Source organism: Thiocapsa sp. UBA6158 (assembly GCF_002423035.1).
Classification (GTDB): domain Bacteria; phylum Pseudomonadota; class Gammaproteobacteria; order Chromatiales; family Chromatiaceae; genus Thiocapsa.
In genome coordinates this window covers 1-21,664 of record NZ_DIUM01000017.1, presented here as the reverse complement: position 1 = coordinate 21,664, position 21,664 = coordinate 1, and the positions used below count along the sequence as shown (strand labels likewise).

Here is a 21,664-nt window from a genome sequence, read left to right as displayed (position 1 = left end):
GGAGGCAGGAAGCAGGAAGCGGGAGGCAGGAGGCAGGAGGCAGGACGCCAATCGAAACCTTTGAGCTCAACCACCATGCCCCAACCCCGAGCCGACGACGAAACCGATCACCACCTCTATCTCGCCTCGCGCTCGCCGCGGCGGCTCGCTCTCCTGGAGCAGATCGGTATGCGCGTGGCCCTGGTCGAGGCCGAGACCGACGAGACACGACGGCCGGGCGAGTCGCCCGAGACCTATGTCCGGCGGGTGGCCTTGGAGAAGGCGCGTGCGGGCCGTGCCGCGGTGTCCGAGGGCGAGCTGCGGCCGGTGCTGGCTGCGGACACGGCGGTCGTCCTCGGAGACATGACACTCGGTAAGCCCGCCGATCGGGCGTCTGCCGCGCGTATGTTGGGCACCTTGTCCGGGCGCTCGCACCGGGTCCTGACCGCGATTGCACTGATCGTGGGCGAGCGCGAGCTGACCGACCTGAGCGACAGTCTGGTGACCTTTCGCGCCTTGCAGGAGTCCGAGATTCTGAGCTATTGGGACACTGGCGAGCCGTGCGACAAGGCCGGTGCCTATGCCATTCAGGGTATCGGCGCGCTCTTCATCTCCGAGCTGCAGGGCAGCTATTCGGGGGTGATGGGGTTGCCGCTGTTCGAAACGGGTCGCCTGCTTGGTGCTGCGGGGATCCAGGTGATCGGTTCAGCGTCGGGCGCAGTCTCGCCCCGCGTCTGAAAACCACTGCCGCCTGTCTTTCCGGGACGAACGCGGGTAGGCTCAAAACGATATTCAAACAGGCCAACGAGCGATGTTCCCGTGAGCGAAGAGATCCTGATCAATGTCACGCCGCCGGAAACCCGGGTCGCCGTGGTCGAGAACGGCGTGGTGCAGGAGATCATCATCGAGCGCGCCGAGCGCTGCGGTCTGGTCGGAAACATCTATAAGGGTCGGGTCTGTCGGGTCCTGCCCGGGATGCAGGCGGCGTTCGTGGACATCGGCCTGGATCGAGCCGCCTTCCTCCACGCCTCCGACATCATGGGCCCTCAAGGCGAGCCGCGCAGCGATCAGATCCACGAGCTGGTGCACGAGGGCGATCGGCTCGTGGTGCAGGTCGTGAAGGATCCGCTGGGCTCCAAGGGTGCGCGGCTGACGACCAACATCTCGGTGGCCTCGCGTTATCTGGTCTGCATGCCGGCCCTGGCGAGCACCGGGGTCTCGCAGAAGATCGAGGACGAGGACGAGCGGCGCCGTCTGCGCGACATCCTGCAGCGCTATGTCGATGCGCACGAGGGCGAGGGCGGCTTCATCGCGCGCACCGCGGCTGACGGCGTGTCCGAGGAGTCGCTGTTTCGCGATATGGCCTTTCTGGCCAAGCTCTGGCGCGGGATCCGCGAGCGCTGTGCGGCGGCGACCGAGATCGGTCTGGTCCACGACGATCTGCCGCTGGCCATGCGTGCGCTGCGCGACCTGGTGACGCCCGAGGTGGAGCGGGTGCGCATCGACTCCCGGGCGATGGTCGACAAGGCCATGGCCTTCGCGACCAAGTACATCCCCGAGATCAAGGAGCGTATCGACTACTACCAAGGCGAGCGCCCGCTGTTCGATCTCTACGGGGTGGAAGAGGAGATCCGCAAGGCGCTGCAGCGCAAGGTTCAGCTCAAGTCCGGCGGTCATCTGGTGATCGACCAGACCGAGGCCATGACCACCATCGACATCAACACGGGTGCATTCGTCGGCCACCGCAACCTCGAAGAGACCATCTTCAAGACCAACCTGGAGGCGGCCCAGGCGATCTGTCGTCAGTTGAGGCTGCGCAACCTCGGCGGCATCATCATCATCGATTTCATCGACATGTCCGAGGACGAGCACAAGCGCCAGGTGCTCAGAGCCTTGGAGAAGTGTCTCGCGCGCGATCACGCCAAGACCCACATCACCGAGGTCTCCTCGCTGGGCCTGGTGGAGATGACCCGCAAGCGCACCCGCGAGTCGCTCGAGCACGTGCTCTCCGAGCCTTGTCCCTACTGCGGCGGTCGCGGCTCGGTGAAGACCGCTCAGACGACCTGCTACGAGATCTTTCGCGAGATCCTGCGCGAGTCGCGCCAGTTCGATGTCGAAACCTTGCTGGTGCTGGCCTCGCAGGAGGTCATCGATCGGCTTCTCGACGAAGAATCGGCCCACCTCGCCGAGCTCGAGGCCTTCATCGGGCGTCCCATTCGCCTCCAGGCCGAGGCGCTCTACACCCAAGAACAGTATGACGTGGTTCTGATCTGAGGTTCACCCTCGACGGTCCGGCATGTCTTTCTCGCACACCCGCATAACCCGCTTCATGCGACGTCTCGTCTCGGTCGCCGTCGTGGTCGCGACGACCGGGTTGGTGCTGGCTGCAGTCGTCGTGACGGCTGCACGCTTTGCGCTCCCGCTGACCGAGGTCGACAACCGCTGGGTCGCCGACATGCTCGGCGAGCGGCTCGGTTACCGGGTGCGTCTGGGCTCGGCCTCGCTGCACCTCGACGGGCGCGGCCCGCGTCTCGTCGTGCGCGACCTGCGCCTGTCCGATCCCGGCCCGAACCCCGAACGGCCCAAGGACGTCCTCGCGCTGGATGCCGTCGAGATCGCGATCGATCCGCTGGCGTCTCTGCGGGCGGGTGTGCCGAAGATCACGGCGCTGACCTTGGTCGGATCGCGACTTGCGGCGCGCATCGACGCGGAGGGTCGTCTCCAGCTCGATGGTCTGGAGGCGCTGAGCGGGCGCGACCCGAGGGCGCTCGAATTTCTGCTCACGCAGGCCCGTGTCGAGCTGGTGGTGGGCGAGTTGCTGATGCGCGACGATCGACCGGCCCCGGAACGGGCCGGGTTGCGTCTGACGGACCTGCACCTGCGTCTCCTCAACGACGGCGATCGCCACACCTTGGCCGCAACCGCGGCACTTCACCCGATCGGTGATGCAACGGCATCGACACGCCGGGATTCCGGACCGAACCGGCTGAGCCTGATCGCCGATCTCGACGGCCCGTCGACCGCACCGGCTTCTTGGGGCGGCCGCGTTTACGCCGGTCTGGATGCCGGCGATCTCGACGAGATCCTCCGCGGCAACGGGTTGTCGGCGGTTTCCGTGCGCAGCGGCCGCATCCGACTCGAGGGTTGGTCGCGGATCGGCGCCGGGCATCCGGAGGACGCGCTGATTCGAGTCGATCTGACCGGCCTGCGGGTGGGGCCTGCGCAAGGATCGCGCAGTCCGTCGGATCGTGCGTCCGCCTTGCCGCTCCAGGTCGAGCATTTGGCTGCGATCGCCAGGGTCAGGCCGCGTGCGGCGGGCTGGCATCTGCAGATCGGAGACCTCGCCGGGCGCATCGCCGACGCGGATCTACCCCGTCTCGACCTGGATCTGCGCTTGACCTCGGAGGGGCGGCCGAAGCGCCTTCGGGTGAGGAGCGATCCGCTCGACCTGGCCGCCTTGGCCTCGGTGCTTTCCGCCTCCCCTTGGCCCTTGCCCGAGTCGCTCGGCGAATTGATCGCGGCCAAGCCGCGCGGCCGTGTCGAGGATCCGAAGTTGCAGGTCGACTGGTTTGCGGGGCAGCCGGTGCATTGGGCGGTCCGCGCCGACGGGGAAGGTCTCGGCTGGGATCGCACGGGAGCGCTGCCGGGGGTCGACGGACTTGCCGTGCGGTTGCGCGCCGACCGCGAGGGGGGCGAGGCCCGCGTCGGTTCGGCCGGACTCGGGCTGGATCTGCGTCCGCTCTTCAGCGAGCCGCTTGGGCTCGACCGCCTGTCCACGCGGCTCGATTGGCGGGTCGACGCGACCGGCGCGACTCGGATCTCGGCGCGTAATCTGACCTTCGAGAATGCAGATCTGGCCGGCCGGGCAAGGCTTGCGCTGGACCTCCCGGCGGATGGTTCCAGCCCACTGATGGATCTGCGCGCAAGCTTTTACGACGGCGACGGCTCACGCGTGCGCCCCTATCTCCCGGTCGGGATCATGCACCGTGATCTGGTGCGCTGGCTGGAGCGCGCCATCGTTGCCGGGCGCATCCCGCAGGCCGATCTGATCTTCCGCGGACCGCTCGCAGCCTATCCGTTTCGCGGGCACGAAGGGCGTTTCGAGCTGCTGCTCGAGCTCGAGGATACGCTCCTCGATTATCTCCCCGACTGGCCCGCGATCCGCGAGGCGGCCGGGCGGCTTCGCTTCCTCGACCAGTCTCTGACCATCGAGCTGGACCGTGGCCGTATCCTCGACAGTCGACTGGTGGGGGCGCGCGGGGAGATCCCCGAGCTCTGGGGTGCGCCAGGCATGAGGATCGTCGGCGAGACCGAGGGTCCCTTCTCCGACGGTCTGCGCACCTTGACCGAGACCCCCTTGGCGAAGGATCTGGGTCGGCTCGCCGGGAGTCTGGAGGTGACCGGGGACTCGCGGCTCCGGCTCGAAATCGACCTGCCCTTCACCAAGCAGTGGCAACTGGGCATTGCCGGTCGTCTGTCCTGGCCGAAGCCGGCGACCCTGGCGATTCGAGGTACCCCGGTCGAGCTTTCGCGCCTCGGCGGCGAGGTGACCTTCACCGAGAAAAGCCTTGCCTCGGAGGTGCTCGAAGGGGTGCTCTGGGACCGGCCGCTGAGCCTCTCGATCGCCACCCTGAAACCGGGTGTTGCGGACGACTCGGCCACGCTGATCAAGGCGCGGGCACGCACCCCGGTGACGGAGCTCGGGCGGCGCTTTCCGAGCTCGGCCTGGGGGCTCGTGAGCGGCGAGATTGACTGGGATCTCAAGGTGACCCTCCGCAATCGCGACGTCCGTGCGGCCGTGCTGCCGCTCGAGTATCGCCTGATCTCGCGTCTGAACGGGCTTGCGATCGATCTGCCTGCGCCACTGGGCAAGAATGCGTCGGCGACGCGTGACCTCGAGCTCGTCGGTGCGCTGGTGCCGGGCAGCTCTCTGCGTGTCGCCGGTCGTCTCGGCGAGGTGGCCGGCGATCTGATGCTCGATCTCGGGGCTTCGCCCCTGCCCGCGATGCGCGCCCATGTGCGTCTCGGGGGCGAGTCCGTGCCGTCTCCCGAGGGCGAAGGGGTGTTTCTGGACGGGCGCTTGGCCGATCTCGACCTGGTCGCTTGGCTGGTGCGCCTGGAGGCGTTCTCGACCGCCGAACAGGCAGGCGCATCGCCACGCGTGCCCGGCGCCGTCGCCTGGTTCCGCGGTGCCGATCTACAGGTGGATCGGCTCGTGTTGGGCGGACCTCGGCTGACCGCTGTCGATCTGCGCCTCACGCCGATCGAGGGCGGGTCCTCGGGCAAGGGCTGGCAGGTTGCTGTGCGAGCGAATGAACTCGCAGGCGAAATCGAGATCCCGACAGCGGACGGGGTGCCCGTGCGTGTTGCACTGGAGCGACTGGACCTGCTCGCCTTTCAGGATACGCCCGACAATGTTGTCTCCGAACCTTCGGCCTTGCCTGTCGAGGAGCCGTTCCGCGGCCTTCCCCCGATGGACGTACGGATCGCGCGCTTGAGCTGGGGCGATGCCCTGCTGGGAACGCTGCAGCTCGACCTGCGTCCGGACCTGCTGGGTCTTCGCCTGCCGAGCATCCGGTTGCTCGGCGACGGTTTGGTCTCCGCCGAGGGCGAGGCGGCTTGGAGACGATCCGAAAGCGGCGATCGCAGCGAACTCTCGATGCGCGTCGAGTCACGGGATTCGGGGGGCTTGCTCGTGGCGATGGATTCGCAGAACCGGCTCGAGAACGCACCGATGCAGGCACAGATTATGCTCGACTGGTCGGGCGGATTCGGTGATTTCAAGCTGGCGCGCGCGCGCGGTTTCGTGGATGTCGAGGTGGGCCCGGGTCGACTGCTGGACGTGGAGCCCGGTGTCGGTCGGGTGCTGGGGTTCCTGAATCTGAGCGCCTTGAAGCGGCGCTTGTCGATGGATTTCACCGATCTCTATGGCGAGGGCTTCTCATTCGAGGAGATGCGGGGTGGGATCCGACTCGCCGAGGGCAAGGCGACCCTCGATTCCTTTACCATCGAGGGCCCGGCCGGCAAGGTCATGGTCAGCGGCTCGAGTGATCTGGTGAATCAGCGTTTCGACCAGAGTGTCGTCGTGGAGCCGAGGATCGGCTCGAGTGTCGCACTGGCCAGCGCGGTCGCGGGCGGGCCCGTCGTGGGCGCTGCCGTCTATTTGGTTGATCGGATTGCCGGCAATGCCATCGATCGTCTGGGCCGTTATGGGTACCGGGTCACCGGGGCCTGGAGTGATCCGGATGTGAGCCGCGTTGGGTGGGATCCGGCGGTCGGTGCGGAGTCCTCGGCCACGCCCACGTCTACGCCCGTCGATGTGCCGACGTCGCCGAATCACTTCCTGGATTAAACCGCGTCCGGAGCGAGATGCTGACTTTCGAGCGAGGTCGACGTTTGGTGCATCCACGGCCCTTAGCGGAGATGCGGTTTAAAATTTTATCATTTTTAATCTCTTAAACCGCGCCGTCTCCAGCGGTCGTCAAATCCGCCGGGGCCGATCTCATCCGAAAACATCGCAGACCGCACTGGGCGCGGTTTAAGCCCGATCGAGCGGGATTGTTTCGGCCGACCGGCAGGGGTGGTATCGTTCCGAATCGATAGGGTGACGGCGCGGCGCCTTGGGTCGCTCGGGCATACAAGAGCTGATATCGCGTCCATGACCCTTTCCCCCGAGTCGCCGATCGGATCGCGTCGCAGGCCGAATCGGATTGGCCCGCCCCTTCGCCTGCCGGGGCAGCAGTGATTGCGGTAGAGACCATGAAGACAAAACCGAAGGTCGGAGCGGTGCAGATGGCGACCGGTCCAAACGTAAATGCCAACCTCTTCGAGGCGGAACGCCTGATCAAGGCGGCGAAAGACAAGGGTGCGAGTCTCGTCGTGCTTCCCGAGAACTTCGCCTTCATGGGTAAACGCGATCAGGATCAACTGGCGCTGCGCGAAGAGGACGGCGACGGCCCCTTGCAGGCGTTTCTGGCGCGGGTGGCCAAGCAGCAGGGCGTCTGGCTCGTCGGCGGCACCATCCCGTTGGCCGCCCACGATGCAGGCAAGGTGCGCGCCGCCTGTCTGGTGTTCGACGATCGCGGCGAGCGGGTGGGCCGTTACGACAAGGTCCATCTGTTCGACGTCTGTTTGCCCGAGGGCGGAGAGCGTTACCAGGAGTCGACAACGATCGAGCCGGGGGGCGAGACTCTCGTCCTGGACACGCCGTTCGGCCGCATGGGTGTCGCGGTCTGCTACGACCTGCGTTTTCCGGAGATGTTTCGTCGCATGCTCGACGGCGGCATGGAGATCCTGGCGATCCCCTCGTCCTTTACCGCCATCACCGGGAAGGCCCATTGGGAAACCCTAGTGCGCGCTCGGGCCATCGAGAATCTGGCCTACGTGATCGCGGCCGCGCAAGGCGGCTTCCACATCAACGGCCGCGAGACGCACGGTCACAGCATGATCGTCGATCCCTGGGGCACGGTGCTTGCGCAGGTGCCGAGAGGATCGGGCTTCATCTGCTGTGCCCTGGACGACGACTATCAGGATTCGGTCAGACGCAACTTCCCGACGATCGATCATCGTCGTTTGAAATGCCGCGCCTGAGACCGCAGCTTCGACGCATTCCGATAGGGCGTCGTGTGCAAAGGCGCACGACCCTATCTCCTTGACGGAGCCCGACAACACCCGATGATGACCGACCCGATTGCGATTGCACGCACGAGCATTCTCGAGCCCGCGGGATTGACCGAGCAGGACCTCGACCGTCTGCTCGGTCTTCTGGCCGGCTCAGCGGTGGATGCCGCGGATATCTATTTTCAGTCCAGTCGGCTCGAGTCCTGGGTGCTCGAGGACGGGATCATCAAGGACGGCAACTTCAGCATCGAGCAAGGTGCCGGGCTGAGGGCGATCAGCGGGGAAAAGACCGGCTTCGCCTACTCCGACGAGCTGCGCTTCCCGGCCTTGGCACAGGCGGCCGAGGCCGCCCGAGCCATCGCGCGGATCGGCCAAGGCGAGCAGGTACGCATCGGCGAGGTAGCGAACAAGCGCAACCTCTACGATCCCACCAATCCGATCGCCAGCCTGCCCGATCCGGACAAGATCGCGCTGCTGCAACGGGTCGATGCCGAGGCACGGCGCGCAGACCCGCGTGTGCGCGAGGTGGTCGCCAGTGTCGTTGCCGTGCAGGACACGGTCTTGGTGCTGGGGGATGACGGTGCCTTGTCCGCCGATGTGCGTCCATTGGTGAGGCTCAACGTAAGCGTCGTCGCCGAGGACGGCGGGCGTCGTGAGCAGGGATCGAGCGGCGGCGGTGCCCGTGCCGATCTGGATTATTTTCTCCTCGAAGATCGAGCGATGTCCTTCGCGCGCGAAGCCGTGCGTCTGGCCATCACCAACCTCGAAGCCGGCGATGCGCCTGCAGGGACCATGACGGTCGTGCTCGGATCCGGCTGGCCGGGCGTGCTGCTGCACGAGGCGATCGGACACGGGCTCGAGGGCGACTTCAACCGCAAGGGCAGCTCGGCCTTCGCCGGTCGGATCGGCGAGCGGGTGGCCGCACCCGGTGTGACGGTCGTGGACGATGGCACCTTGCCGGGCCGGCGCGGGTCGCTGAACATCGACGACGAAGGGACCATGACCCAAAACACGGTCCTGATCGAAGACGGTATCCTCTGTGCCTACATGCAGGACAAGCTCAACGCGCGTCTGACCGGGACGCACTCCACGGGCAACGGTCGCCGCGAATCCTACGCACACCTGCCGATGCCGCGCATGACCAATACCTACATGCTCGCCGGCGAGCGTGATCCCGAGGAGATCATCGCCTCGGTGGACAAAGGCTTGTACGCGGTCAATTTCGGCGGTGGACAGGTGGACATCACCTCGGGCAAGTTCGTCTTCTCCGCAAGCGAGGCCTATCTGATCGAGAACGGCAAGGTCGGACGTCCCGTGAAGGGTGCGACCCTCATCGGCAACGGGCCGGATGTCCTGACCCGCGTGAGCATGATCGGCAACGATCTGCGACTCGACCAAGGTGTCGGGACCTGCGGAAAGGAGGGTCAGAGCGTTCCGGTCGGGGTCGGTCAACCGACCTTGCGGATCGATGGCCTGACTGTCGGCGGGACAAACGCCTGACGGAGAGGTCCGCTCTCTCGACACGACCAGACCACCGACGCCGTGCCCGGAACCTCTCTCACCCAAGGATTTTCCATGTCGATTGCCGCCACCGAAGACACCGCGGAACGCCTCGCGCGCTTGAAACAGACGATCGAGGATCTCCTCAAAGAGGCAAAACGACGCGGCGCGACGGCCGCCGAGGCATCGGTCGGCAGCAGTGCCGGACTCGAGGTGTCGGTCCGGCTCGGCGAGGTCGAGACGGTCGAGCACACACGCGACAACGGCCTCGGGATCACCGTCTATTTCGGCAACCGCAAGGGTTCGGCGAGCACGTCCGACCTGAGTACCGGCGCGCTGCGCGATGCGGTGAAGGCGGCCTGTGCCATCGCCGAGCACACCCAGGAAGATCCCTGCGCGCATCTTGCCGACGCGGCCCTGATGGCCGCCGAGATCCCGGACCTGGATCTCTATCACCCCTGGCATCTGGGGGTCGAGGACGCGATCGAGATCGCGGCGGCCTGCGAGGATTCGGCCCGCGGCTTCGATCCGCGGATCGTCAACTCGGAGGGTGCAAGCCTCTCCACGCACACCGGGATCCAGGTCTACGGCAACAGCCACGGATTCGTCGCCGGCTACCCGACCAGTCGGCACGGGCTGAGCTGCGCCGTGATCGGTCAGGAGGGCGAGAGCCTGCAACGCGATCACTGGTGGACCAGTGCTCGGGCAGCGGCCGATCTGGATTCGGCGCGCATGGTCGGGGAGCGTGCGGCCGAGCGGACCGTCGCGCGGCTCGGCTCGCGCCGCATCCCGACCTGTCAGGTCCCGGTTCTGTTCCGTGCCGAGGTGGCGACGGGCCTGATCCGCAGCCTGGTGTCGGCGATCCAGGGCGGCAGTATCTACCGACGCACCAGCTTCCTGCTCGACCATCTCGGCGAGCGCATCTTCCCGGAGTTTGTGCGGATCCACGAAGAGCCGCATCTCCCGCGGGGACTCTCGAGCGCGCCGTTCGACGGGGATGGTGTTGCGACACGCGCCAAGGATCTGATCACCGACGGGGTTCTGCAGACCTATCTTTTGGATGCCTATTCCGGCTGTCGGCTGGGCATGCACACGACGGGCAACGCCGGCGGCGTACGCAACCTGCGCATCGTCATGGGTGATCTGGATCGCGCCGCCCTGCTGCGTGAGATGGGCACCGGGCTGATGGTCACCGAGCTGATGGGGCACGGTGTCAATCCCGTCACGGGCGACTACTCGCGCGGTGCCGCGGGCTTCTGGGTGGAGGGTGGCGAGATTCGACATCCGGTCGAGGAGGTCACCATCGCAGGCAACCTCAAGCGTATGTACGCCGGCCTGCTGGCGGTCGGCAACGATTGCGATTATTCAGGCAGCACCCGTACTGGCTCTTGGCTGATCGATAAGATGACGATTGCAGGTGAATAGGACGCCGCGTGCAGGGGCTCGTCGCCCCTGCCGCGGCAATCGGTGCGCCGATCGCGGCGGCATCCCGAGGATTCGAACGACCGCCGCGCCAACGATCACACCTGTACGATGGCTACACCCGACCCGCTCGACGACACCTTGGCGCTGATTGCGTCGGCGCCCGAGTCCGCCTCCGCCCTCACGCTCTATGCCCTTGCCTGCACCCTTGAGCACCAAAAGGCCGGCTGTTTGTTCAAGCTGACCAAGCTCTTCGATCTGCCCGGGGATCATCGCCCGCTGGCCTACGGACTGATGGAGCTCTTGGCAGCGGGCGAGGTCGGTACGCAGCGCTGGACCGACGCAAAGTCGCAGATGGACGACCTGATCCGCGGAACGCCGCGACGTGCGGTCTGAGCTCGGCGGCTCCAGCCATTCAGCGTTTTCGTCTCCCGGTCGATCGGGCTCTTGACCTGTTCGAGCAGCGCTTCAATATTGGACGAAACATGAACAGCCTTCGCGCTGTTGTTGGCCCTGTACTCGGGATCAAACGGAAGGATCAATTCGGATGTCAGTCAAAACAATCGGGATCGTCGGTGGCGGTATTGGTGGACTGGGCGCGGCCTGGCTGCTGGATTCGCGTTACGAGGTGACCCTGCTCGAGCGCAACGCCTATATCGGCGGTCACAGCAACACGCTCGAGGTCACGGACCCGCGCGGGGCCTTTCCGGTCGACACCGGATTCATGGTCTTCAACCGGCGCAACTATCCGTTGTTGACCGCAATGTTCAAGCATCTCGGTGTTGCGACCTATCCGACCAGTATGTCGTTCGCGGCCAGTCTGGAGGGCGGGCGTATCGAGTACGGCGGGGACAGTCTGAATACGCTGTTCGGGGCGCGCTCGAATCTGCTCGATTGGCGCTTTTTGTGGATGATCAAGGAGATTCTGCAGTTCAACGCAGCGGCGAAGAACTTCATCAACTCCAACCCCGGCGATACCCTGACGGTCGGGGATTTCCTGCAGCGTGGTCGTTACTCGGAACGCTTCGCCAATCACTACTTGCTCCCCATGGCGGCGGCCATCTGGTCCTGTCCCACCGAAGACATGCGGGACTTTCCCTTCCTGAGCTTTGCCCGATTCTTCGCCAACCACGGTCTGCTCGATCTGGTTGATCGTCCGGATTGGGAGACGGTGCGCGGCGGCAGTCGTGCCTATGTGCAGGCGATCCTGGCGCGCTTGCGGGGGCGCGCTCTGGCCGATACCCCGGTCAAACGGGTGCGGCGTCTTGAGCGGGGTGTCGAGGTGGAGACCGCGGACGGCGAGCGGTTGCACTTCGATGCGGTCGTGATGGGGTGCCATGCCGACGAGGCGCTCTCGTTGATCGAGTCCCCGACGCCGGTCGAGCGCGACATCCTGGGCGACTTCCGGTATCAGACCAACCAGGTCTTTCTGCACACCGACACCGCACTGATGCCGAAACGCCGCCGGGTCTGGTCGTCTTGGAACTATATCCAGCAACCGGGCGAGGGCGCCGATCGTCCGGTGACGGTGACCTACTGGATGAACAGCCTCCAGGATCTGCCGCCCGAGCGCGATGTCTTCGTCAGTCTGAACCCGCGCGTGGCGCCGCGCAGCGAGTCGATCCTGGCCGAGATGACCTACGAGCACCCCATGTTCGACGCGAGCGCCACCGAGGCCCAGCACCGTATCGGCGAGATCCAAGGCTGCGATCGGATTTGGTTCAGTGGGGCTTATCTGGGATACGGATTCCACGAGGACGGCCTGCGTGCCGCGGTGGACGTGGCGCGCGGGCTCGATGTCCGTCCGCCCTGGGAGACGGCTGCGCCCTCGACCGCGTCGAGCACCGGTGAGCTTGCCGGCATGTTGGCGGTGCCCTCGTGAGTAGCCTAGCCGGTCGAATTATCTTCGGCGATGTGATGCATCGGCGGCTCTTTCCGGTGCGCTATCGCTTCGTCTATCGGGTTTTCAGCATGTTGCTGGATGTCGAGCGGGTCGGCGAGATCGCGCGCGATTGCCGCTGGTTCTCGCACAACCGCTTCAACCTCTTCTCGTTCCACGATCGCGACCATGGTCCGCGCGACGGTCGTGGGCTCAAGCCCTGGCTGCTCGAGCAACTGCGCGCCTGCGGGCAGGAGATGCAGATCGCTCGTATCGAGCTGCAGTGTTTCCCGCGGGTGCTCGGATTCGTCTTCAATCCGCTGAGTGTCTGGACCTGTTTCGATCGCTCGGACAGGCCGGTTGCGGTGCTGTGCGAGGTCAACAACACCTTCGGGGAGGCCCACAGCTATCTGTTGCACGAGAAGGGCGCGCCGATGGACTGGCCGATCCGTCACGCGCATCGCAAGGACTTTCACGTCTCGCCCTTTGTCGACATGAACGCCGACTATCACTTCCGATTTACCCGGCAAGGCAATCGACACGCGATCGTGATCCGCGAATATCAGGACGCGTCCTTGATGTTGGTGGCCGTCCAGCAGGGGATCGCGGAGAGGATCACGGACGCCAAGCTGTTGCGTGCCGCCTTCGCCTATCCCTTCCTGACGCTGAAGGTCGTCCTCATGATCCATTGGCAGGCTTTGAAGATCTGGCTCAAAGGCGGGCGCTACCATTCCAAGCCGGCTCCGCCCCTAGAAGAGGTGTCCTGATGTCCGCAGAGGAGTTGATCCAAGAACCCCTGTCCCGCCGATCGAGTTGGTCGAGCCGCCTGATCGGCGGGTTTTGCCGGCATCTCGCATTCGGCCAGCTTCTGGTGCGTTTTCCCGACGGAAGCGCGACCCTGCACCGCGGCCGGTTCCCGGGCGCGAGCGGTGTCATGGAGGTACAGTCGCCGCTCAAGATGGCGGGTCGGCTGCTCACCCGCGGCGAGGTGGGGTTCGGCGAATCCTACGTGGAAGGGCATTGGACGACGCCCGATCTTGCCGCGTTGCTCGAGGTCCTCTACGACAACATGGAACATCTCGGCGTGGGGCCGCGCGGGATGCGGTGGTCGCGGCTGTGGGATCGATTGAGCCATCGGCTGCGCGAGAATCACCCCATCAACAGTCGTCGCAACATTGCCCACCACTACGATCTGGGCAACGACTTCTACAGGCGTTGGCTCGATCCGAGTATGACCTACTCGTCGGCGCTTTTTGCCGACCCGGCGCGAGACAGTCTGGAATCGGCCCAGGAGCGTAAATATCTGCGCTTGCTCGATGCGCTGGACGCCAAGCCCGGCGAGCATATCCTGGAGATCGGCTGCGGATGGGGCGGTTTCGCGGAGCTGGCCGCACGGCGTGGCCTGCGCGTGACGGGCGTGACCCTCTCGCGCGAGCAGCTCGCCTTTGCGCGCGAGCGCCTCGAGGCCGCCGGTCTTGCCGATCGAGTCGACCTGCGGCTTCAGGATTATCGCGACGTCGAGGGTCGCTTCGACCACGCGATCTCGATCGAGATGATGGAGGCGGTGGGCGAGGCCTTCTGGCCGACCTACTACCGGGCGTTGCGGCGGCTGGTGCGACCCGGCGGTCGAATCGCCCTGCAGGTCATCACCATCAACGAGGACGATTTCCCGGTCTATCGCAAGCAACCGGATTTCGTGCAGCTCTACATCTTCCCGGGCGGGATGCTGCCAACACCCGAGCGCATGACACACGAGGCGCAGGATGCGGATCTGCTGATTCGCGAGACCGCGTGGTTCGGCCTCGACTATGCCGAAACCCTGCGACGTTGGCGCCTGGCCTTCCACGCGGTGGACCGCGAGGTGGCTCGGCTCGGATACGATGCGCGTTTCCGCCGGATGTGGGACTACTATCTGGCCTATTGCGAGACCGGCTTCAAGACGGGCTGCATCGATCTGACCCAAACCATCCTCGAGGTCCCGCAACGCAGCTGAGGCCGTTAGCTTAGCGCAGCGGGCGTGCCGTCGAGCGAGTCCCGCGCCCTTGCCTGAGGCGCGGCGTCGGACTGCGCCGGGCGACTCCATCCGAACCTTCCGTAGAATCGACGCGCAATGGAAACCGCATGAGCGAGATCGTCCTCATCAACGTCTCGGGCGAGGATCGACCGGGCATCACCGCGACCCTGACCGCAATCCTGGCACGGTATCGGGTGCCGATACTGGATATCGGCCAGTCGACCATTCACAACGCCTTGGCGCTGGGTCTTCTGGTCGAGCTGCCGGCCGACAGCGCATCCTGCCCGGTGTTTCGCGATCTGCTGTTTACCGCCCACGGTATGGGGCTGGATCTTCGATTTACGCCGATCGATCCCGACGCCTACGAGGACTGGGTGGCCGAGCAGGGGCAGCCGCGGCATATCCTCACCCTGCTGGGGCGCGAGATCGATTCGGAGCACATCGCGCGGGTGTCCGCCGTGGTCGCCGAATACGGTCTGAACGTCGATCGGATCTCGCGGTTGACAGGACGTCTATCGCGGCGTGTGCCGGAGCGCCATCCGCTCGCCTGTGTCGAGCTTTCGGTCCGCGGCGCAGTGGCGGATCTCTCCGAGCTGCATGCGGGTTTGCTTGCGCTCGGACAGATCCTGGATGTGGACGTCGCGGTGCAGGAGGACGACATCTTCCGGCGCAACCGGCGTCTGGTCTGTTTCGATATGGACTCGACCTTGATCCAAACCGAGGTGATCGACGAGCTCGCCGCGGCAGCCGGTGTCGGATCCGAGGTTGCTGCCATCACCGAGGCCGCGATGCGCGGCGAGCTCGACTTCAAGGAGAGTTTCCGGCGTCGTATCGCGCTGCTCGAAGGGCTCGACGAGTCGGTGCTCGGCGAGATCGCGGAGCGCCTGCCCATCACCGAGGGCGCCGATCGGCTGATCGCGAGCCTCAAACAGCTCGGCTATCGCATCGCTATTCTCTCGGGCGGCTTTACCTATTTTGCCGAGCATCTGAAACGTCGTTTCGGGATCGACGACGTCTATGCCAATACACTGGAGTTTCGCGACGGCAAGCTGACCGGTACGGTTTCGAGCGAGATCATCGACGGGGCACGCAAGGCCGAGCTTCTGCGCGAGATTGCGGCGCGCGAGGGGATTCGTCTGGAGCAGGTCATCGCCGTAGGCGACGGCGCGAACGATCTGCCGATGCTTGCGATTGCGGGCCTCGGGATCGCCTTTCACGCCAAGCCGATCGTCACCAAGCAGGCGCGTCACGCCATCGCGAACGTCGGGCTCGACGGGATCCTCTATCTGCTCGGGATGCGCGACCGCGACCTCGAGCGGCTCGCCAGAGGGGCGCAGCCTCCGGCCGACGAGGCGCTCCGGGGCGCTTCCGTATAGCTGGCTGCCTGAGATCCCCTCGCGGCGTTGCGAATCAAAAATGATATGTTTTTTAATATTTTAAGCTTCGCCGGCTCCAGCGGCCGTCACGTCTGCCGGGGCCGATCCCATCCAAAAACATCGCATACCGCGATGGGCGCGGCTTAAGTCGGCAGCCGATCGTCGTCGGATTCGAGCGCCTCCGAGTCGGGCCGAATGAACCCGGCGACCAGATACCGCTCGATTGTCTCGGATTCCATCGGAGGCGCGAACCACACGCCCTGCCCGCACCGACAGCCCATCACAGCCAATCGTTCGGCCTGCTCGCGGGTCTCTACGCCCTCGGCTACCGTATCGAGATTGAGTGCATGGGCGACGGCAAGCAAGGCCTGGACGGTTCGAACGGCCTCCGCATCGTCGTCGAGCGCATGGACGAATTGGCGATCGATCTTGAGCGTGCTGACCCTGGAGCGACGCAGATACGTCAAGGAGGAAAAGCCGGTGCCGAAGTCGTCGAGAACGAGTCGAACCCCGAGATCCCGGAGCATGGCGATCTGTGTCCGGTGATGCTCGCCGTACTCCATCATCGCGGTCTCTGTGAGCTCAAGCTCGAGTAGGGCAGGGTCGAGACCCGTCTCCTGTGCCGTCGCGAGCACGTCATCGGCAAGACAGCCTGCACGGACCTGCTGGGGCGAGACATTGATGCTGACCCGACCGAAGGTGAGTCCTCGCTTATGCCAGCCGCGCGCCTCGCGTGCGGCCGTTGCCAGGACCCAGCTGCCGAGGATATGAAACAGCCCGCGGCGCTCGGCGAGATGCACGAAATCTCCCGGCGGCAGGATCCCCTCCACCGGATGGCGCCAGCGCACCAGGGCCTCGACCGCCGTGATCTGCCCGTTCGCGAGCTCGACCTGCGGCTGATAGTGCAGGAAGAGCTCGCCGCTGCGCACGGCCTCGTCGATCCGATCCGTGAGGGCTGCATCGCGGTGGACCTGCCGTGTCATGGCATCGGTATGGAATGCGTAGCCGCCGCGTCCGTTGTTCTTGGCCTTGTAGAGGGCGACATCAGCACGGCCGAGGAGGGTTTCCAGGTCGATATCCGGCTTGGCGACGAAGACGACACCGACGCTCGCCCCGCCGTTGATGGCGTGGCCGTCGATCGAATAGGGTCGAGACAGGTGCTCGACGATCTTTGCGGCCAAGGTTGCAGCATCGGAGCTGCTCCGAGCATCGGGTTGGATCACGGCGAACTCGTCGCCGCCGAATCGCGCGACCGTGTCCATATCGCGGACGAGGGTCGACAGGCGCTGGGCAACCTCCTTCAAAAGCAGATCGCCCATCGGATGTCCTAGGGTGTCGTTGACCTCTTTGAAGCGGTCGAGATCGAGAAAATGCAGCGCAAAGCCCCGATCGGCGCTCCGGACCGAAGTCAGTCGCTTGGCGAGCTGACTCTTGAACAGGGCGCGATTGGGAAGGCCTGTGAGGCTGTCGTAGTAGGCGAGCCGAAGGATGTGCTCCTCGTTGCGTTTGCGCTCGGTGATGTCGTGGAAGGTGACGACGACACCCATTGCGGAGTTGCCGACGCGGATCGGTGTTGCGCGATACTCCACGGGAAACGCCGAGCCGTCGCGTCGCTGCAGGACCTCGTCGCTGACCACGATGTCTTTGCCGGTATGCATCACCGAGAGCATGCGACAGGCGGCTGCATCGCGGTCGCCTTCCTCGGGTTCGTTATGGGTGACGGCCGGGCAGGGTTTGCCGACTAGATCGGCCGGGTCGTATCCCAACAGGCGTGCGCCCGTGGGATTGATGAAGGTGGTGAGACCGTCCGGGTCGAGCCCGAATACCCCCTCGCTGGTCGACTCGAGAAGGAGCCGTGCGCGTTCCTCGGCGGCGATGCGTGCCGTGCGATCACGCGCTTGCTGCAAGGCGACGGCCACCAGTGCCGCGCCTTGTGCGATATAGATCAGCTGCTCCGCGCCGGGTTTGCCGGGGACTCGCGAATAGATATCGAAGGTCCCTAAGATATCCCCGCCGGCATCGCGAATCGGCTCGGACCAGAAACCGCGGACACCGGTCTCCTCCGTGATCCCTGCCAGCGACTGCCAATAGGGATGATAGAGGACATCGGCGATCACGAGGGGCTCGCCGATCGGGTGCGGAGTCGCCCCCTTGGCCGGGTCGCCCGTCAGGCGGTCGATCGCCTCGACGAGTCGATCCGGGAGGCTCGGGGCGGTGCCGACACGCAGGCGATGTGTCGTGCTGTCCATGAGCATAATCGAGCACATGAGGCTTTGGTCGAGCGCCTCGATCGATGCGGCGATCGCGTCGAGCGCCTCCTGCACGGGAGCGCCGTCCGCGATCAACTCCATGATGCGAATGCGGCTTTCCTGGAGCATCCAGGCACGTCGGGTCTCGGTGACATCGCGCACGGTGCCGGTCATAGACACCGGACGGCCCTGCTCGCGGGTCAGCGTCGCGCGCTCGTGGAGGTAGCGCACCTGGCCGTCGGGAAGCAGGATCCTGTGCTCGCAGTTGTAATTCCTGGTCCCTGCGATGGCCGCCCGAACCGAGTGCTCGACGCGTGTGCGGTCTTCCGGGTGAACGAAGTCGAGGAAGCCTTTGTAGGTGCCCGGGAAGCTTTCGGGCGGCACGGCGAAGATGCGATAGACCTCGGCAGAGCACTCGAGCCGGTTGTTCTCGGCATCCCACTCCCAGGTTCCGAGATGCCCCAGCCGCTGTGTCTCTTCGACGAGGCGCTCGCTCCGAGCCAAGCGACCCTCGAGGCCGGCGTGCGCTGCTTGCGCCTGTGCGGCGATGTCGTGTCGGAGCTGGCGTTCACGCCAAGCCGCACCGGCGGCGACTGCAGCCAAAAGGGCCAGCGCGCCGGCCGTGCCTGCACCGATGCCGGTGCCTGCGCCGACGGAAGCGGACCAGGACACCGCGGGCTCGGCTGCGGTGACCAGCGTCGGGATCCAGAAGAGCGGCAACCATACCCATCGAGTCGACGGGGGCGAAGCGATCGTTGGTTTTGGCCTCATGTCCATTCGGGCATCTAAGGTTGAATGTGGTTGTCGGGGCGTGATTCCCGAACGGGTCGCAGTGTCCTCGAGCCCGCTCCGTGCCGGCTTCATGAATCCTTGCAGGCTTGACCGGCAACCGGAGTATCCGCATCCGTCGCCTGATGGGATAATGCCGGCCCGACCGTCAACACCGCAATGGCCTATTGCCGGAGATCCGCAGATGCCCGACCTCGACCGGACCTACCGGATCGGCCCGATCCACTTGGCGCCGTCCGTCCTGCCTCGGAATGGCTGGACCTTTTTGGTCGCCGCGTTTTTCTCGATCGGGCTGATGATCTTCATCTCGATCGGTCAGACTTACATCCTCAACGAGCATCTCGGGGTTCCGGAGTCGACGCAGGGTGCGATCAGCGGCCAGCTTGTCTTCCTGACCGAGATCGTCACCCTGTTGCTGTTTCTGCCGGCCGGCGTCCTCATGGACCGGATCGGTCGTCGCGGGGTCTACGCGGCGGGGTTTCTGATCCTCGCCCTCACCTATGTCCTCTATCCGCTCGCGGAATCGGTCGAGGCGCTTTATTTCTATCGGGTTCTTTACGCGATCGGCGTGGTCGCGGTCGCGGGCGGGTTGTCCACCGTCCTTGCCGATTATCCGGCAGAACGCTCTCGCGGCAAGTTGGTGGCCATCGTCGGCGTCATGAGCGGCTTGGGTGTCGTGCTCATCAGTCAGGGCCTCGGCGCCATGCCTAAGGTCTTTACCGGCGTGGGCTTCGACGGCGTCACCGCGGGCAGGTTGACCCATTTTATTGTCGCGGGTCTTGCGGTCGCGGTCGCCCTGCTGCTCCTCTGGGGACTCAAGCCGGGCCTGCCCGTGAGTCTCCAAGATCGTCCGAGCGTGCGCGAGCTTATGGTCGGCGGTTTTGCGCACGGGCGCAATCCGCGCATCCTCTTGGCCTATTCGTCTGCATTCATCGCACGCGGCGACCAATCGGTCAACGCGATCTTCCTCGTCCTCTGGGGCACCCTGGCGGCCAAGGCGACCGGCATGGAGTCCGCGTCGGCGGTGATGAGCGGAACCCTGATCTTCGTGATGGCGCAGGTCTCGGCACTCGTCTGGGCGCCCGTCCTCGGCCCGCTGCTCGACCGGATCGATAGGGTCACCGGGCTTGCGATCTGCATGGCGTTGGCGGCCCTGGGCAATCTGAGCCTCTTGGCGCTCGAGGACCCGCTCTCCTCCTATGGTCCGATCTTCTTTATCCTGCTGGGGATCGGTCAGATCAGTGTCTACCTCGGCGGTCAATCCTTGATCGGTCAGGAGGCGCCGGCCGGGCAGCGTGGATCGGTGCTCGGTGCATTCAACGTCGCCGGCGCGATCGGAATTCTCTTGATTACGCCGGTTGGCGGATATCTGTTCGATCGGGTCGATCCACGCGCACCCTTCATCGTGGTGGGCGTGATCAATGTCCTGCTGGTCTTTGCGAGCATCTATGTTCGGATGAGGCACTCGCCGGAATCGGCTGGCGGATCCGCTTCCGAGCAAGCCTAGTAACCCTTGGGCATTGATCTGCATCCCGCGTCGGACAAAAAATAAACGTCACAAAAAAGCCGGCTGTCGCCGGCTGATTTTTAACGGGAATTTTGGTCGGGGTGACTGGATTCGAACCAGCGACTTCTGCCTCCCGAAGACAGCGCTCTACCAAGCTGAGCTACACCCCGAAACGGTCATCAATGCTTACGGTCGACCGAAAAATCTGCCAGTGTCGCCAAGGCGTCCGTGGCCGAAGATGGCGGTAAGGCGCTCAGCGCGCGTTTTGCCCTATTCGCGTAGTCTTCCGCAAGCCGCGTAGTATAGGTAATGGCGTCGGTCGACGCAATCACCTCGACGACGGATTCCATGTACTTGCGACCACCCTCTTGGATGGCCTTGCGCAGCAGCGCTTTTTGCTCGGCTGTTCCGACCTCCATCGCCCGAATCACCGGCAGGGTCGGTTTGCCCTCATCGAGGTCATCGCCGACGTTTTTGCCAAGCTCGGCGTTTGCCGGGCTGTAATCCAAGGCGTCGTCGATGAGCTGGAAGGCAATCCCGAGGTTGAGGCCATAGCTCGCGGCGGCCTCTTCGACGGCGGGGCTCGATTCGGCGAGCACGGCGCCAAGGCGCACGCCCGCTTCGAACAGCGTCGCTGTCTTGCGCGTGATGACCTCCATGTATCGGGTCTGATCCGTGTCCGGGTCGTGCGTATTCAGGAGCTGGAGCACCTCGCCTTCGGCGATCCGGTTGGTCGCGTGCGAGAGGATGTCCATGACCCGCATACTCCCGACATCGACCATCATCTCGAAGGCGCGGGAGTAGAGGAAATCGCCGACCAGCACGCTGGCGTCGTTGCCCCAGACGACGTTGGCCGTCTCGCGGTTGCGTCTGAGTTCCGAGGCATCCACGACGTCATCATGCAGCAGCGTCGCCGTATGGATAAACTCGACAACCGCAGCAAGATCGATGTGACGGTCGCCGGTGTATCCGCAAGCCCGGGATGCGAGGAGTACCGAGAGCGGTCTTAAGCGCTTGCCGCCGCTGTTGACGATGTAGCTGCCGATTTGGTTGATGAGCGCCACGTCTGACCGGAGTCGACGCAGGATCAAGGCGTCAACGGCCTTAACGTCTTCGGCGACGGGTTGTCGGAGCGCGGTAATATCCATGAGGTGTCGATGGACTGTCTGATCGTGGCCGCGGATGCTAGGTGTGGGATGGGGGTCTGTCAAGTCGGAGGCGGGCTGCGAGGTCCCTGTATACCAGGCTGTCTAGCGGGGTTTGCCCGCCGGGGGACACGGCCCGGCGTCGCTCTTCGCACCCGCCTGCGCCGGGTGTGACCGAAACTGA

General features: G+C 64.9%; 14 protein-coding genes and 1 tRNA gene. 12 read left to right on the top strand and 3 right to left on the bottom strand.

The features are described from left to right. The first annotated feature begins 75 nt into the window (after positions 1 to 75). From B4N44_RS02640 to serB, 11 genes are all read left to right on the top strand, one after another. Positions 76 to 717 (top strand): Maf family protein, encoded by a 642-nt coding sequence (locus B4N44_RS02640; RefSeq protein ID WP_296696675.1) that lies wholly within the window; start codon positions 76 to 78, stop codon positions 715 to 717. 81 nt (positions 718 to 798) lie between these two features. Continuing rightward, positions 799 to 2,253 carry a ribonuclease G gene (rng, locus tag B4N44_RS02635; protein ID WP_093032695.1) on the top strand — a complete coding sequence of 485 codons (1,455 nt, stop codon included), beginning with the start codon at positions 799 to 801 and terminating at the stop codon, positions 2,251 to 2,253. Between the two features lie 22 nt (positions 2,254 to 2,275). Then, entirely contained in the window at positions 2,276 to 6,331 is a 4,056-nt protein-coding gene (locus tag B4N44_RS02630; protein WP_296696671.1) for a YhdP family protein, read from the top strand. A gap of 407 nt (positions 6,332 to 6,738) precedes the next feature. After that, a complete protein-coding gene (locus B4N44_RS02625) occupies positions 6,739 to 7,569 on the top strand; it encodes a carbon-nitrogen hydrolase family protein (protein ID WP_296696669.1) in 831 nt (276 codons plus the stop codon). Positions 7,570 to 7,656: 87 nt separating this feature from the next. Further along, positions 7,657 to 9,099 carry a metalloprotease TldD gene (gene tldD, locus B4N44_RS02620; protein WP_296696712.1) on the top strand — a complete coding sequence of 481 codons (1,443 nt, stop codon included), beginning with the start codon at positions 7,657 to 7,659 and terminating at the stop codon, positions 9,097 to 9,099. Between the two features lie 75 nt (positions 9,100 to 9,174). Continuing rightward, positions 9,175 to 10,524 (top strand): metalloprotease PmbA, encoded by a 1,350-nt coding sequence (gene pmbA / locus B4N44_RS02615; RefSeq protein ID WP_296696667.1) that lies wholly within the window; start codon positions 9,175 to 9,177, stop codon positions 10,522 to 10,524. 108 nt (positions 10,525 to 10,632) lie between these two features. Beyond that, a complete protein-coding gene (locus tag B4N44_RS02610; protein ID WP_296696665.1) occupies positions 10,633 to 10,917 on the top strand; it encodes a hypothetical protein in 285 nt (94 codons plus the stop codon). 151 nt (positions 10,918 to 11,068) lie between these two features. Then, on the top strand, positions 11,069 to 12,403 hold the full coding sequence (locus B4N44_RS02605) for an NAD(P)/FAD-dependent oxidoreductase (RefSeq protein WP_296696663.1): 1,335 nt from the start codon (positions 11,069 to 11,071) through the stop codon (positions 12,401 to 12,403). Continuing rightward, entirely contained in the window at positions 12,400 to 13,167 is a 768-nt protein-coding gene (locus B4N44_RS02600; RefSeq protein WP_296696661.1) for a DUF1365 domain-containing protein, read from the top strand. The genes B4N44_RS02605 and B4N44_RS02600 overlap by 4 nt, the downstream gene beginning before the upstream one ends. Beyond that, positions 13,167 to 14,393, top strand: a complete 1,227-nt coding sequence (locus B4N44_RS02595; RefSeq protein WP_296696659.1) for an SAM-dependent methyltransferase — start codon at positions 13,167 to 13,169, stop codon at positions 14,391 to 14,393. Before B4N44_RS02600 ends, B4N44_RS02595 begins: the two co-directional genes overlap by 1 nt. Before the next feature lie 128 nt (positions 14,394 to 14,521). Next, positions 14,522 to 15,790, top strand: a complete 1,269-nt coding sequence (serB, locus tag B4N44_RS02590) for a phosphoserine phosphatase SerB (protein WP_296696656.1) — start codon at positions 14,522 to 14,524, stop codon at positions 15,788 to 15,790. Positions 15,791 to 15,933: 143 nt separating this feature from the next. On the opposite strand, the gene B4N44_RS02585 is transcribed toward serB, so the two are convergent. Then, positions 15,934 to 18,759: a bifunctional diguanylate cyclase/phosphodiesterase gene (locus tag B4N44_RS02585; protein WP_296696654.1), complete on the bottom strand. Its 2,826-nt coding sequence runs from the start codon at positions 18,757 to 18,759 to the stop codon at positions 15,934 to 15,936. 253 nt (positions 18,760 to 19,012) lie between these two features. Here B4N44_RS02585 and B4N44_RS02580 point away from each other — a divergent pair, with 253 nt between their 5' ends. Continuing rightward, the gene (locus B4N44_RS02580; protein ID WP_296696653.1) at positions 19,013 to 20,335 is read left to right on the top strand and encodes an MFS transporter; all 1,323 of its coding nucleotides are present in this window, start codon (positions 19,013 to 19,015) and stop codon (positions 20,333 to 20,335) included. A gap of 93 nt (positions 20,336 to 20,428) precedes the next feature. On the opposite strand, the gene B4N44_RS02575 is transcribed toward B4N44_RS02580, so the two are convergent. Beyond that, a tRNA-Pro gene (locus B4N44_RS02575) sits at positions 20,429 to 20,505 on the bottom strand. A gap of 9 nt (positions 20,506 to 20,514) precedes the next feature. Beyond that, positions 20,515 to 21,483: a polyprenyl synthetase family protein gene (locus B4N44_RS02570; RefSeq protein WP_296696652.1), complete on the bottom strand. Its 969-nt coding sequence runs from the start codon at positions 21,481 to 21,483 to the stop codon at positions 20,515 to 20,517. Positions 21,484 to 21,664: the final 181 nt, after the last annotated feature.